Source organism: Pseudoxanthomonas beigongshangi (assembly GCF_016820515.1).
In the GTDB taxonomy this organism is placed as follows: Bacteria; Pseudomonadota; Gammaproteobacteria; order Xanthomonadales; family Xanthomonadaceae; genus Pseudoxanthomonas_A; species Pseudoxanthomonas_A beigongshangi.
The window spans coordinates 209,558-224,192 of sequence record NZ_JADHDV010000002.1 but is presented as its reverse complement, the minus strand read 5'-3'; the positions used below and the strand labels follow the sequence as shown (position 1 = coordinate 224,192).

General features: G+C 67.7%; 10 protein-coding genes. 4 read left to right on the top strand and 6 right to left on the bottom strand.

The window, feature by feature from the left end; all coding sequences use genetic code 11:
• The first annotated feature begins 18 nt into the window (after window positions 1-18).
• The 3 genes from gyrA to pbpC all read left to right on the top strand — a co-directional run bounded on the left by gyrA (window position 19) and on the right by pbpC (window position 10,320).
• A complete protein-coding gene (gene gyrA / locus IQ458_RS02520; RefSeq protein WP_203321803.1) occupies window positions 19-2,715 on the top strand; it encodes a DNA gyrase subunit A in 2,697 nt (898 codons plus the stop codon).
• Between the two features lie 125 nt (window positions 2,716-2,840).
• On the top strand, window positions 2,841-7,775 hold the full coding sequence (locus IQ458_RS02515) for an alpha-2-macroglobulin family protein (RefSeq protein ID WP_203321802.1): 4,935 nt from the start codon (window positions 2,841-2,843) through the stop codon (window positions 7,773-7,775).
• 157 nt (window positions 7,776-7,932) lie between these two features.
• Entirely contained in the window at window positions 7,933-10,320 is a 2,388-nt protein-coding gene (gene pbpC / locus IQ458_RS02510; RefSeq protein ID WP_203321801.1) for a penicillin-binding protein 1C, read from the top strand.
• 31 nt (window positions 10,321-10,351) lie between these two features.
• Here the strand turns inward: pbpC and IQ458_RS02505 are convergent, their stop codons facing one another.
• The 3 genes from IQ458_RS02505 to IQ458_RS02495 form a co-directional block, all read right to left on the bottom strand.
• Window positions 10,352-10,684, bottom strand: a complete 333-nt coding sequence (locus IQ458_RS02505) for a hypothetical protein (protein ID WP_203321800.1) — start codon at window positions 10,682-10,684, stop codon at window positions 10,352-10,354.
• Window positions 10,685-10,884: 200 nt separating this feature from the next.
• Window positions 10,885-11,079: a hypothetical protein gene (locus IQ458_RS02500; RefSeq protein ID WP_203321799.1), complete on the bottom strand. Its 195-nt coding sequence runs from the start codon at window positions 11,077-11,079 to the stop codon at window positions 10,885-10,887.
• 8 nt (window positions 11,080-11,087) lie between these two features.
• A complete protein-coding gene (locus IQ458_RS02495) occupies window positions 11,088-11,567 on the bottom strand; it encodes a peroxiredoxin (RefSeq protein WP_203321798.1) in 480 nt (159 codons plus the stop codon).
• A 241-nt stretch (window positions 11,568-11,808) separates the two neighbouring features.
• Here IQ458_RS02495 and IQ458_RS02490 point away from each other — a divergent pair, with 241 nt between their 5' ends.
• Window positions 11,809-12,696 (top strand): DnaJ C-terminal domain-containing protein, encoded by an 888-nt coding sequence (locus IQ458_RS02490; RefSeq protein ID WP_203321797.1) that lies wholly within the window; start codon window positions 11,809-11,811, stop codon window positions 12,694-12,696.
• A 164-nt stretch (window positions 12,697-12,860) separates the two neighbouring features.
• On the opposite strand, the gene pilH is transcribed toward IQ458_RS02490, so the two are convergent.
• The 3 genes from pilH to IQ458_RS02475 all read right to left on the bottom strand — a co-directional run bounded on the left by pilH (window position 12,861) and on the right by IQ458_RS02475 (window position 14,627).
• Window positions 12,861-13,253 carry a twitching motility response regulator PilH gene (gene pilH / locus IQ458_RS02485; RefSeq protein WP_141453090.1) on the bottom strand — a complete coding sequence of 131 codons (393 nt, stop codon included), beginning with the start codon at window positions 13,251-13,253 and terminating at the stop codon, window positions 12,861-12,863.
• Between the two features lie 109 nt (window positions 13,254-13,362).
• Window positions 13,363-14,355: a YhdH/YhfP family quinone oxidoreductase gene (locus tag IQ458_RS02480; RefSeq protein WP_203321796.1), complete on the bottom strand. Its 993-nt coding sequence runs from the start codon at window positions 14,353-14,355 to the stop codon at window positions 13,363-13,365.
• Window positions 14,352-14,627 (bottom strand): GIY-YIG nuclease family protein, encoded by a 276-nt coding sequence (locus IQ458_RS02475; RefSeq protein ID WP_425504623.1) that lies wholly within the window; start codon window positions 14,625-14,627, stop codon window positions 14,352-14,354. The genes IQ458_RS02480 and IQ458_RS02475 overlap by 4 nt, the downstream gene beginning before the upstream one ends.
• Window positions 14,628-14,635: the final 8 nt, after the last annotated feature.

Sequence of the window (14,635 nt, the reverse complement as noted above, 5' to 3'; positions counted from 1 at the left end):
TGAGACTACGGAACCCGAATGGCTGATCTCGCCAAGGAAATCATCCCCGTCAACCTCGAAGACGAGATGCGCAAAAGCTACCTCGATTACGCCATGAGCGTGATCGTGGGGCGTGCCCTCCCGGACGTCCGGGACGGCCTGAAGCCGGTGCATCGACGTGTGTTGTACGCGATGAACGAACTGGGCGCGCACAGCAACAAGCCGTACTACAAGTCGGCGCGTATCGTCGGTGACGTGATCGGTAAGTACCATCCGCACGGCGACCAGTCGGTCTACGACACGCTGGTGCGCATGGCCCAGCCGTTCTCGCTGCGCTACCTGCTGGTGGACGGGCAGGGCAACTTCGGTTCGGTCGACGGCGACAGCGCCGCGGCGATGCGTTACACCGAAGCGCGCATGTCGCGCCTGACCCACGAACTGATGGCGGACATCGACAAGGAAACCGTCGATTTCCAGCCCAACTACGACGAGAAGGAACTGGAGCCGACGGTCATGCCGACCCGGTTCCCGAACCTGCTGGTCAACGGCTCGGCCGGCATCGCGGTCGGCATGGCCACCAACATCCCGCCGCACAACCTGTCGGAAGTGATCGACGGCCTGATCGCGCTGATCAACGATCCCGAGATCGACGTCGACGGGCTGATGCAGTACATCCCCGGCCCGGATTTCCCGACCGCGGGCCTGATCAACGGCACCGCCGGCATCATCGCCGGCTACCGCACCGGCCGCGGCCGCGTGCGCATGCGCGCCAAGGCCGACATCGAGGTCGATGATCGCACCGGCCGCGAAGCCATCATCGTCACCGAGATTCCCTACCAGGTGAACAAGGCGCGGCTGATCGAGAAGATCGCCGAGCTGGTCAAGGAAAAGCGGCTGGAGGGCATCAGCGAGTTGCGCGACGAGTCCGACAAGGACGGCATGCGCATCTACATCGAGGTCAAGCGCGGCGAATCGGCCGAGGTCGTGCTGAACAACCTGTATTCGCAGACCCCGATGGAATCGGTGTTCGGCATCAACATGGTGGCGCTGGTGGACGGCCGTCCGCAGCTGCTCAACCTGAAGCAGATGCTGGAAGCGTTCGTGCGCCACCGCCGCGAGGTGGTCACCCGCCGGACCATCTTCGAACTGCGCAAGGCCCGTGCCCGCGCCCACATCCTGGAAGGCCTGACGGTCGCGCTCGCCAACATCGACGAGATGATCGAGCTGATCAAGACCTCGGCCAACCCGCAGGAAGCCAAGGAGCGGATGCTGGCCAAGACCTGGACGCCGGGCCTAGTCGGCGCGCTGCTGTCGGCGGCCGGCGCCGAATCCTCGCGCCCGGAAGATCTGCCCAGGGGCGTGGGCCTGGTCGATGGCGCCTACCAGCTCACCGACGTGCAGGCCACCCAGATCCTGGAGATGCGCCTGCATCGCCTGACCGGCCTGGAACAGGAAAAGCTGACCGAGGAATACAAGGAACTGCTGGAGGTCATCGCCGGCCTGATCCGCATCCTGGAAAACCCCGACGTGCTGCTGCAGGTCATCCGCGACGAGCTGCTGAACGTCAAGGCCGAGTTCGGCGACGCGCGCCGCAGTGAAATCCGCCACAGCGAAGAGGATCTGGACATCCTCGACCTGATCGCCCCGGAAGACGTGGTGGTCACCCTGTCGCATGCCGGCTACGCCAAGCGCCAACCGGTCAGCGCCTACCGCGCCCAGCGCCGCGGCGGCCGTGGCCGCAGCGCGGCGGCGACCAAGGAAGAGGATTTCATCGACCAGCTGTGGCTGGTCAACACCCATGACACCCTGCTGACCTTCACCAGCAGCGGCAAGGTGTTCTGGCTGCCGGTGCACCAGCTGCCGGAAGCCGGCTCCAATGCCCGCGGCCGCCCGATCATCAACTGGATTCCGCTGGAGGAAGGCGAGAAGGTCCAGGCGGTGTTGCCGGTGCGCGCCTACGAGGAAGGCCGTTACGTGTTCTTCGCCACCCGCAGCGGCACGGTCAAGAAGACCCCGCTGACCGAGTTCGCGTTCCGCCTGGCCCGCGGCAAGATCGCCATCAGCCTGGACGAGGGCGACGCGCTGATCGGCGTGGCGCTCACCGATGGCGGCAACGACGTGCTGCTGTTCGCCTCCAACGGCAAGACCGTCCGCTTCGCCGAGGACAAGGTGCGCTCGATGGGCCGCACCGCCGCCGGCGTGCGCGGCATCCGCCTGGCCGAGGGCGAGGAAGTGGTCAGCCTGATCGTCTCCGAGTCCGCCGGTGGCGTGGACGAGGGCGAGGAAGAGGGCGCCGAGGACGTGGTCGAAACCGGCGAGGAGGCGGTGCTGGAAACCGGCGCCGACGACGCCGACGTGGCCTACATCCTGACCGCGACCGAGAACGGCTATGGCAAGCGCACCCCGCTGGCCGAATACCCGCGCAAGGGCCGCGGCACCCAGGGCGTGATCGGCATCCAGACCAGCGAGCGCAATGGCAAGTTGATCGGCGCGGTGCTGCTGCGTGCCGGCGACGAGGTGCTGCTGATCTCCGATGGCGGCACCCTGGTACGCACCCGCGCTTCGGAAATCTCCCGCGTCGGCCGCAACACCCAGGGCGTGACCCTGATGCGGCTGTCCGAGGGCGAGGTGCTGCAGGCGGTTGAGCGCCTGGACGCGTCGCTGGACGAGGACGAGGAAGGCGAAATCGATACCGCCGCCGCCGGCGATGTCGCCGCCGCGCCGCCGCAGGCCTGAGGCCCGTCGGCAACGCGATGAGAACCCCCGGCTTGCCGGGGTTTTTCTTTTCCGGTTCCTGGCTTCGCTGACCCCAAAGCATCGTGTTCCGCGTTCTATACTGCCGCCAAGACCGGATCAGGGACATGCACATGGAATCGTTGGCTCCTTCCTTCCGCAGCGCGCGTTCCTTCGGCCTGCGCGCACTCTTCGTCGGCCTGTTGGCGCTAGGCGCGCTGGCCGGATGCAAGCGCAACGACACCGGGCAACTGCCCGAGGCCAGCGGCGAGGCGGTGCAGGCGCAGCGGCAGGAGGTGGTCGGCTTCGGGCTGGCCAGCGCCTATCCGGATCAGCACGACGGCAGCCTGGCGATCGCGTTGGAGTTCAGCCGACCGCTGGTGAGCTCGCAGGACTTCGACCAGTTGCTGGCGGTGGCCGGCGCCAACGGCGAAACCGTCAAGGGCAGCTGGGTGCTGGACGACAAGGGCAGGATCCTGCGCTTCCCGTCGGTGGAGGCGGCCAAGGACTACGACGTGATCGTGCGCGCGGACCTGCTCGCCGCCGACGGCAGCCGGCTGGGCAAGGAACTCAAGCAGCGCGTGCACACCGGCGAACTGGATCCGGCGGTGGGCTTCGCTTCGCAGGGCAGCGTGCTGCCGGCGCGCGAGAGCCGCGGCCTCCCGGTGGTCTCCATCAACGTCAAGGAAGTCGATGTCGAGTTCCTGCGGGTCAACGAGAAATCGTTGCCGAAGTTCTTCTCCGAATACCAGCGCGGCGGCCGTCGCGGCAGCTGGGATCTGGACAGCGATTACGGCGACAGCACGCCGATCGCGCAGCTGGCCGAGCCGGTCTACGTCAATCGCTTCCTGCTCGGTGGCAAGCCGAACGAGCGCCTGCTGACCTACCTGCCGATCCAGGACATCAAGGAACTGCAGGAGCCGGGCCTGTATTTCGCGGTGATGAAGCGCACCGGCAAGTTCGCCGGCGATTTCGAGACCGCGTTCTTCACCGTCAGCGACCTGGGCCTGCATACGCGTGCCTACAAGGATAAATTGTTCGTCCACACCGCATCGCTGCGCGATGGCGCCGCCGTGGGCGGGGTCGAACTGCGGGTGCTGGACGCCAAGGGCGAGACCTTCCTGACCGGCAAGACCGACAGCAATGGCAATGCCCTGCTGAAGTACACGCTGGATGCGGGCCACGTGCTGATCGCCCGGCGCGGCCAGGACGTATCGATGCTGCCGTTCAACCAGCCGGCGCTGGACCTGTCCGAATTCGCGGTGGCCGGCCGGGAGCAGGCCTGGTTCGACGTGTTCGCCTGGTCCGGCCGCGACCTGTATCGTCCCGGCGAAACCGTGCGCCTTTCGGCCCTGTTGCGCGACTTCGACGGCCGTCCGGTCAAGGCCCAGCCAATCTTCCTGCGGCTGAAACAACCCGACGGCAAGACCTTCCGCGAGACCCGCCTGCAACCGGGCGAGCAAGGCTACTTCAACTTCGAGCAGGTCATCCCGCAGGAAGCGCCGACCGGTCGCTGGCAGGTGGAGTTCCGTACCGATCCGGCCAGCAAGGAAGCGGTGCAGGGCATGACCCTGCGGATCGAGGAATTCCTGCCCGAGCGGATGAAACTGGATCTGGACAGCACCGGGCAGGCCACGCTCAAGCCTGGACAACCGCTGCAACTGCAGGCCACGGCGGCATACCTGTATGGCGCGCCGGCGGCGGGCAACCGCTTCACCGCGCGACTGGCGGTGGCGGTGGAACAGCATCCGGTGGAAGCGCTGCCGGGCTACTTCTTCGGCGACCCCACCGTGGAGTTGCCGAAGGAAGCCAAGGACGTCGTCGATGCCAAATTCGATGACAAGGGCGTCTATCGCGAGGCGATCGCGCTGCCGGCCGAGGTCAAGCCGGTGACGCCGGTCGCGGCGGTGGTTTCGGGCAGTGTCTACGAGACCGGTGGCCGCACGGTGACGCGCACCCTGAAGCGCATCATGTGGCCGGCCAACACGCTGGTCGGCGTGCGTCCGCTGTTCGACGACAAGGACGGCGCCGATGCCAACAGCAACGCCGGCTTCGAGATCATGCGGGTGGATGCCGCCGGCAAGCCGCAGCCCGGCAAGGGCCTGAAGGCGACGCTGGTGCGCGAGCACCGCGACTATCACTGGAACTACGACGAGGATGGCGGCTGGGACTACGATTTCACCCGCCGCTTCGAGAATCTGGAAACCAAGGTGATCGATGCCGGCGCCACCGCCGCGCGCATCGACTATCCGGTGGAGTGGGGCGAGTACCGGCTGGACGTGTTCGATCCGGCGTCCGGCCTGACCACCCGCTATCCATTCCGCGCCGGCTGGAGCTGGGACGATCAGAACCGCGGGCTGGATGCGCGACCGGACAAGGTCAAGCTGGCGCTGGACAAGACCGGCTACAAGGCCGGTGACACCTTGCAGGTGACGCTGACGCCACCGCACCCCGGCAAGGGCCTGCTGATGGTCGAGGCCGATCGCATGCTGTACGTGCAGGAGATCGATGCCAAGCCCGGCAGCCGCTTCTCCATTCCGGTCACCCAGGACTGGGAGCGGCACGACGTCTACATCACCGCGCTGGTGTTCCGCGGCGGATCCGCACCGAGCAAGATCACCCCGGCGCGCGCGGTCGGCGTGGCCCACGTGCCGATGGATCGCAAGGCGCGCCGCGTCGCCGTCGGCCTGGCCGTGCCCAAGCAGATGCGCCCGGAGCAGGAGCTGCCGGTGACGGTCAGCGTGCCCGAACTGGCCGGCAAGGCCGCGCACGTCACCGTCTCGGCGGTGGACGTGGGTATCCTCAACATCACCCGCTTCCCGGTGCCGGACGCGAACGCGCAGTTCTTCGCCCAGCGCCGTCTCGGCGTGGACGCGTACGACATCTACGGGCGCGTGATCGAGAGTTTCGAAGGCGGCAGCGCCAAGATCCGCTTCGGCGGCGACATGGCGCTGACCGCGCTGCCGCAGGCCAAGCGGCCGACCTCGCGGGTGCAGACCGTGGACCTGTTCGCCGGTCCGGTGAAGCTGGACGCCAAGGGCAACGCGCGCATCCGCCTGAAGGTGCCCGACTTCAACGGTACCCTGCGGGTGTCGGCGCTGGTGTATTCGGACGAGCGCTACGGCAACCGCGATCGCGAGACGCTGGTGCGCGCGCCGATCGTGGCCGAAGCCAGCCTGCCGCGCGTGCTGGCGCCGGGCGATCGCAGCATGGTGACCCTGGACGTGCAGAACTTCACCGGCAAGCCGGGTGAATTCAGCGTGCGGGTGGACGGCGAGGGCCCGCTGTCGATCGGCGAATCCGCGCGCAGCGCGAAACTGGCGACCGACGCCAAGACCACCCTGAGCTTCCCGATCACCGCGGGCGAGGGCTACACCACCGCCAAGGTGCGCGTGCGGGTGGACGGCAACGGCTTCAAGGTCGATCGCCGCTACGACCTGCCGGTGCGCGCCGGCTGGCCGGCGGTGCTGCGCTCGCGCACGCTGGTGCTGGACAGCATGGCGCCGGTGGAAATGGGGGCCGGACTGGCCGACGGATTGATGACCGGCTCGGTCAATGCGCGGATGCTGGTCAGCGCGCTGCCGCCGATTCCCTTCGCCAGCGCCCTGCATGGCGCGCTCGAGTATCCCTACGGCTGCGCCGAGCAGACCACCAGCAAGGGCTATGCGGCACTGGAGCTGGATGACGCCACCGCCAAGTCTCTGGGCGTCGGCGGGCTGGATGCGAAGAAGCGGCGCGAACGCATGGAAGGCGCGTTCGGCCGGCTGGCCTCGATGCAGGTCGCCAACGGCCATTTCTCGATGTGGGGCGACGACGGCTACGTCAATCCGGGCCTGACCCCGTACGTGGTCGAGTTCCTGCTGGATGCGCGCGAAGGCGGCTTCGCCGTGCCGGACAACGTCCTGCAGAAGGCGCTCAACCGCCTCAACGAGGATCTGCTGGCCGGCGGCGCGCAGTTCTACGGCTACTCGCAGCGCGATCACCTCAAGTTCGCCAACCAGGCCTATGCCGGCTACGCGCTGGCGCGGGTCAATCGCGCGCCGCTGGGCACGCTGCGCGCGCTGTACGACAATGAGCGCAACAAGAGCCTGACCGGCCTGCCGCTGGTGCACCTGGGCCTGGCGCTGTCGCTGCAGGGCGACAAGGCGCGTGGCGCGAAGGCGATTGCCGAGGGTTTCGCCAAGAACGGTGATCGCCCCGACTACCTGGGCGACTACGGCACCCGCCTGCGCGATGACGCGTTGATGATCGCGCTGGTCCACGAGCGCAAACTGTCCAAGCCGGAGTACGACCGCCGCGCGGTGTCGCTGGGCCGCGAACTGGATGCCCGCCGCAACAGCGGCTGGCTGTGGCTGAGCACGCAGGAGCAGGTCGCGCTGGCGCGCCTGGGCAAGGCATTGATGGTGGATCAGAAGAAGCTGGTGTCCGGTACCTGGACCCTGGGTGGCGAAAGCGAAACCGTCGCGCCGGGCAAGGTGTTCGGCCGCAGCCTGGATCACGCGGCGCTGGCGCGCGGCGCGCGTTTCGTGCCGGAAGGCCAGCCGCCGCTGTACGCCAGCCTGGATGTCAGCGGCATCCCGCGCACGCCGCCGGCCGCCGACGAACGCCAGATCGGCATCGAACGGCGCTACTACACCACCGACGGCAAGGAGTGGAACGGCGGCACGCTGAAGGAGGGCGAGGCGCTGATCGTCCGGGTCAGCATCACCCCGCATGCGAGCATGCCCGACGCGCTGTTCACCGATCTGCTGCCGGCCGGCCTGGAGATTGAGAATTTCAACCTGGGTGACGCCAAGCAATGGGCCGACGTGGTGGTCGACGGCATCAGCGTCAGCGATCGCGGCAGCGCGGCGGACGTGAAGCACGAGGAGTTTCGCGACGATCGCTACGTGGCCGCGCTGAAGCTGGACAGCGGCGACACCGCCAAGGTGTTCTACCTGGTGCGCGCGGTCACGCCCGGTACCTACACCGTGCCGCCGCCGCTGGTCGAGGACATGTACCGGCCGGACATCCGTGGCGTGGGTCGCTCGAAGGTGGGAACAATCACCGTCGTGCAGCCGTAGGGCGGGAGTCGGGAATGGGGAGTCGGGACCGGGGCGTCGGAAATCGAGCGACGCCGGTTCCCTGCTTCCCGGGACGGGAGGAGGGCCGAGACCGTGGATGCGGTGGCAGCCCGCCCATGTGCGGTGCGGATGTGGCCACTGACGTGATACGTGACTGATGGTTGGTTCGAGGATGTCCCGCTGGCAACGCGCTTGGCGGCGCTTGCGCGCTATGCGCTGGCCGGCCGTGCTGCGCTGGGGCGCGGTGGGGGTGCTGTCGTCATTGCTGTTGCTGGACCTGCTGTTTCCGCCGCCACTGCCGAAGGCGCGCGACACCAGCACCCTGGTGGTCGCGCGCGACGGCACGCCGCTGCGCGCGTTCGCCGATCGTGACGGTGTCTGGCGCTATCCGGCCACGCCGGATAGCGTGTCGCCGCTGTACCTGGACGCGCTGCTGAACTACGAGGACCGCTGGTTCTGGAAGCATCCCGGCGTCAATCCCTGGGCGATGCTGCGGGCGGGCGGGCAATGGTTGCGGCGTGGACGGATCGTGTCCGGCGGCTCGACCCTGACCATGCAGGTGGCGCGGATCCTGGATCCGCATTCGCGCACGCCCTGGGGCAAGCTCAAGCAGTTGCTGCGCGCGCTGCAACTGGAAGCGCACCTGTCCAAGCGCGAGATCCTGTCGCTGTACCTGGAGCGTGCGCCGTTCGGCGGCACCATCGAAGGCGTGGAGGCGGCCAGCTGGGCCTACCTCGGCAAGCCGGCCACCCGCCTGTCACAGGCCGAGGCCGCACTGCTGGCGGTGTTGCCGCAATCGCCCAGCCGCCTGCGTCCGGATCGCCACCCCGATGCCGCGCGCGCGGCGCGCGACAAGGTGCTCGCGCGGATGGTGGCGCTGGGCGTGTGGACACCGTCGCAGGTGGAGGAAGCGCGGATCGAACCGGTGGTGGCGCGTTCCCTGCAGCCACCGCTGTCGGCGGCGTTGCTCGCCGAGCGCCTGCGCCAGCGGCAACCGCGCGCGGCGCGCATCGAATCGACCGTGGATGCCGACCTGCAACGCACCCTGGAGGAGCGGGTGGCGGCCTACTTCTCGCAACTGCCGGCACGTACCTCGGCGGCGCTGCTGGTGATCGACAACGCCAGCATGGAAGCGCGCGCCTACGTCGGTTCGGTGACGTTCGGCGACAAGGAACGCCTGGGCCACGTCGACATGGTGCAGGCGTGGCGTTCGCCGGGATCGACCCTCAAGCCGTTCCTGTACGGACTGGCGCTGGATGACGGCCTGATCCATTCCGAAAGCCTGCTGGTCGATGCGCCGCAGTCATTCGGCGGTTATCGGCCCGGCAATTTCGACGCCGCCTTCAACGGTCCGATCGGTGCGGCGGAAGCCCTGCGGCTGTCGCTCAACGTGCCGGCGGTGGATCTGCTGGACCGGGTCGGGCCGGCGCGTTTTTCCGCGCGCCTGGCCAATGCCGGCATCGCCTTGAAGTATCCGCGCGGCGCATCACCGAACCTCGCGCTGATTCTTGGCGGTACCGGTGCGCGCCTGGAAGATCTGGTCGGTGCGTTCGCAGCATTCAACCGCGGCGGCCTGGCGGGGCGGGTGCGCTACACGCCGCTGGATGTGCGCGAGGACCGCCGGCTGGTGTCGCCCGGCGCGGCATGGATCATCCGCGAGATCCTGGAATCGCACCCGCGGCCCGGCTACGGGCAGGGCGCGTTCGACACCGCGATGCGTCCGCGGGTGGCGTGGAAGACCGGCACCAGCTACGGCTTCCGCGATGCGTGGGCGCTGGGCAGCACGCGCCGCCATACCGTCGGCGTGTGGGTCGGCAGGCCGGACGGGACGCCGTTGCCGGGACAATACGGCGCGGTCACCGCGTTGCCGCTGATGTTCGAGATCATCGACAGCCTGCCGCGCGCGCGCGGTGACGCCGCCGCCTCGCCGCCACCGGCGAACGTCGCCGAAACCGAGATCTGCTGGCCGCTGGGCCTGCCGCCGGAAGCCGACGCGCCGGAACTGTGCCAGCGACGGATGAAGGCATGGACGCTCGATGGCGCGACGCCGCCCACCCTGGCCGAGCGCGACGCGCGCCGCTGGAGCGCGGGTACCGAAGTGTTCGAGGTGGACGCGACAACCGGCCTGCGCCTGTCCGCCGAATGCGCGCGCCCGCATGCATCGCAGACCCGACGCATCGCCCGCTGGCCGGCGCTGGCCTCGCCGTGGCTGGGCGCGCAGACCCGCGCGCAATCGCGCCTGCCGGCACTGTCGCCGGATTGCGTGGACGATGGCCGCGAAGCAGCGGAAGAACTGCGCATCGATGGCATCAACGACCGCGCCACCCTGGCGCGCGCGCCGGGCAGCGAGCACGGCGTGCGCCTGCAGTTGCGCGCGCTCGGCACCGAAGCCCGCGTGCAATGGCTGCTGGACGGAAAGTGGATCGCCGAGACCCAGGGCGCACGCCCGTTCGTGCGCGACTTCGAGCAACCGGGCCAGCACACGCTGACGGCGCTGGCCGACAGCGGCGCATGGACGCGGGTGGATTTCAATATCTTGAACTAGCGTCGTCTGGTCATGCCCACCTGGTACAACTTCACCTTTGCTTGATGGCGAATACTTCACCCAGTGTCGTCGAACCGGGGGCGATGGCATGCAAGGCCACGCCCAAGACAAAGGAACACAACAACGCGGTCACAAAAGGCCAACCGGTGTGGCGCAGCGTCGTGTAAAGCCAATCTTCGGCCGGAGTTCGTCTCAGCTTGCGGTACAGCCCAGTGGAGAGAACCGCGTCGACAGCAAGTTCCGACAGCAACATGGGAGAGCTCCAGACCACCCAGACGAGCGCAATCAGCACGCCGGCCAGGATGCCGAGCAGGGGCAGTATCCAGACATGTTCAATATCGAGGCTCGCATCGGGAATGGCCATGTCCACCGCCTCCGCGTCCATGCCGCCTGCGCCCGTCGTCGAGGGAGCCTCGAACCGTGCGCTGGCCCCGGCGCCACCGGAGCTGCCACCGGAACCGGACCAATCCGGAGTGCCATGGCTTTCCCCGTTGGATGAGCCGCTCGGACCCTCGATCCCCGGTACGTCTGCTTCACGCCATCGACGCCAGAGCCGGATTTGCGTCAGGAACACCAGATAGGCGAGCCGACGCAGACGGGATAGCGCAACCACATGGAATCCATGCCGGCTGCGGCAAGGAGCACCGAGGCCAGGAAGCCGGAGAGCGCGGTGATGGCGACCATGACCGCCATCTGCAGGCGTGGCGCGGAAACACGCGCAGCCAACCGCGCGTGCAGCGCCAGCTCCCGCGGACGCATGGAGCCGCTCAGCCGATGTTCGCCAGCACGTGTTCGGCCGAGGACACCTTGTATTCGCCGGGCGCCTCGATGAAGAGGTTGCGGACCACGCCGTCCTCGGCATAGAGCGCGAAGCGGCGCGCGCGAATGCCCATGCCGTAGCTGCTGGCGTCCATCTCCAGGCCGAGCGCCTTGACCAGGTCGGCGTTACCGTCGGCGAGCATCTGCAGGCCGTCGGGCACGTGCTGGGTCTTGCCCCATGCCTGCATGACGAACGGATCGTTGACCGACACGCAGAACACTTCGATGCCGCGCTTGCGGAAATCCTCGAAGTGCTGGACGAAGCTGGGCAGGTGCTTTTCCGAACAGGTCGGGGTGAACGCGCCGGGCACCGCGAACAGCACGGCCTTGCGGCCCTCGAACAGCGCGCGGGTGTCGATGGTCTCGACGCCCTCGCGGATGCGCTTGAGGATGACTTCGGGGATTTGTTCGCCAATCTGGATGGTCATGGTCGGGTCCTGGTGAGGAAGGCTGAATGGAGTTTAGCCCGCCCGGTCGATGGGGACGTTACGTGCCTGAAAAGAGTGTGATGGCCCATGGCGGCCACGGGCAGGCATTCGTGTCCGGAGCCGAAGGCCGCCGGGCCCGGCAAGCGGCGCGACAGCCGCTAGAATTGACGCGTGGCGCCCGCTTCGCGGGCCTCCGTGTCCAGCCGGTGGCCGGCCGGCGCGGTTTTCCAATGGAGACCCGATGCAATTCAAGGATTACTACGCGGTACTGGGCGTTGAACCGACCGCCGGCGACGCCGAGATCAAGACGGCGTACCGGCGGCTGGCGCGCAAGTACCATCCCGACGTCAGCAAGGAAGCCGGCGCGGAAGATCAGTTCAAGGCGGTCAACGAGGCCTACGAGGCGCTGCGGGATCCGCAGAAGCGCGCGGCCTATGACCAGTTGCGCGCGCGCGGCTACCGCCCGGGCGAAGAGTTCCGGCCGCCGCCGGATTTCGGCCAGGGCGGTTATGGCGGGCAGAATTTCGACTTCGACGAGGTTTTCGGCAGCACCGGCGGTGGCGGTGGCTTCAGCGACTTCTTCGAGGGTCTTTTCGGACGGCGTGGACGCGCTGACGGCGCGCAGGCGCGGGGACCGCACGCGCCGCGCGACTCGCGCGCCAAGCTGGCGGTGCCGTTGCAGGCGGTCCACGACGGCGGCAGCGTGCGGGTGAACGTCAATGGCCGTCAGCTCGAGGTCAAGGTGCCCAAGGGCATCAAGCCGGGCCAGGTCATCCGCCTGGCCGGGCAGGGCGGCAGCGGCGGCAATCTGCTGCTGGAAATCGAGTACGCCGCGCACCCGCAATTCGAGGTCGATGGCCGCAACATCATCCATGTGCTGCCGGTGGCGCCCTGGCAGGCGGCGCTGGGCGCCTCGATGACCGTGCCGACCCTGGGCGGCGAGGTCGAATTGAAGATTCCGCCGGACTCGGAAGCCGGGCGCAAGCTGCGCCTGCGCGGCCGTGGACTGCCGGGCAATCCGGCGGGCGATCAAATCGTCGAACTGGAAATCACCGCGCCGCGCGCCACCAGCGAGGAGCAGCAGGAAGCCTATCGCGACCTGGCCCGGGCTTTCGGCGAGAAGCCGTAGCAACCTCTTGTGGGAGCGACGTCAGTCGCGATTCGCGGATTGCCAGTCGGTCGCCTATCGCGACTGACGTCGCTCCCACAAGATGAGACGGATGCGCGCATCCCCCAAATAAAGAAAAGCAGGCCGTGGCCTGCTTTTCTTCATTACGTTTGAATGCGGGCGAATCAGGCCGCGGGCGGTTCCGGCAGTTCGCGCGCGTTGAACACGCGCTCGATGACCTCGGCCAGTTCGTCCTCGGAGAACGGCTTGGTCAGGTAGGCCTTGGCGCCCTGGCGCAGGCCCCACATGCGGTCGGTGTCCTGGTCCTTGGTGGTCACCAGGATCACCGGGATGTGCTTGGTGCTGGCCTCGCGGCTCAGCGTGCGGGTGGCCTGGAACCCGTTGAGGTTCGGCATCACCACGTCCATCAGCACCATGTCCGGCAGCTCGCGCTTGGCCACTTCCACGCCCGCGGCGCCGTCCTCGGCGGTGAGGGACTCGTGCCCCAGTTTTTCGACGATGCGCTGGATGCCCAGCAACTGCGAAGGTGAATCGTCGACGATCAGAATGCGTGCCATGGAGTTCCCCGAGTGTCCCCAAATTATCCCCGCATCGATTGTAGGAGCGGGCCCGGGAGAAAGAAACGGGGGCGTTCCCGGACACGCCGTCGGGCGGACCCCGACGGCCTCAGAAAGTGACCAGGGTACGGCCGAACGACCCCCCGGAAAGCATGTTCCTGAACACATCCGGCAGCCCTTCCAGCGTGGTTTCGCGGGTGCAGATGGCCTCCAGGCGGGCCGGTTTCCAGTCGTCGGCCAAATGCCGCCAGATGTCGTCCCGGATGGCGCGCGCGGTGCCGGCCGAAGCCACGCCGACGAGCGATACGCCCCGGATGATGAACGGCATGACCGTGATGTCCAGTTCGGCGGTCGCGGCCAGGCCCGCGCTGGCGACATTGCCGTAGGGCGCGGTCTGCGCCAGCAGGCTGGCCAGCATCGCTCCGCCCACGTTGTCCAGTCCTCCACCGAAACGCGCCGATTCCATCGGCCGCCGGGTGGCCAGCGCATCGCGTCCCAGTACCTCGGTGGCGCCGAGCGATTTCAGGAAGTCCGCGTGTTCTGGCTTGCCGCTGATGGCGTGCACCTCGTAGCCGGCGCGGCTGAAGATGTTCACCGCCAGCGTGCCCACGCCGCCGGTCGCGCCGGTGACCGCCAGTGGTCCCAGATCCGGCGTCTGCCGGTTGTCCCGCATCCGGTACAGGGCCAGCGCGGCGGTGAAGCCGGCGGTGCCCAGGATCATGCTTTCGCGCAGGCTCAGCCCCTTGGGCAAGGGAATCACCCACTTTGCTTCCAGCCGGGCGTATTCACCGTAGCCACCGTCGCGGGTTTCGCTGAGGCCGCAGCCGGTCACCAGCACCTCGTCGCCCTCATGGAACGCCGGATCGGTGGAGGCCACCACGTGCCCGGCCACGTCGATGCCGCCGACCAGCGGGAACCGCCGCAGGATCTTGCCTTCGCCGGTGCCGGCCAGCGCATCCTTGAAGTTCACCGAGGAGTACGCGGTCTTGATCACCACCTCGCCGGGATTCAGATCGTCCAGCGAAATCGATTCGATGCCGCTGTGGTAGCCGCGATCGTCGTTGTGGATGCGGAAGGCGTTGAACGAGGTGGGCAGAGTCATGTGGGGACGCTCCGGTTCCGGAAATCTGGACGGGTGGATGGGAGGATGTCCGGATACAAATCCCGCCCCCCGGCGTTGGCATCCTCGATGAGCTGGATCTTCCAGATCCGCTTCCAGGCCTTCAATGCCTTTTCGCGCAGGATGGCAGATTCCATCGTGCCGTGGACTTCGTACCAGACCAAAGTATGGACCCGGCAGCGGCGGGTGAAGCCGTCAACCTGAGCGTGTTTGTGCTGCCAGATGCGTCCGGGCAGGTGGGATGTCACGCCGATGTGGAGCG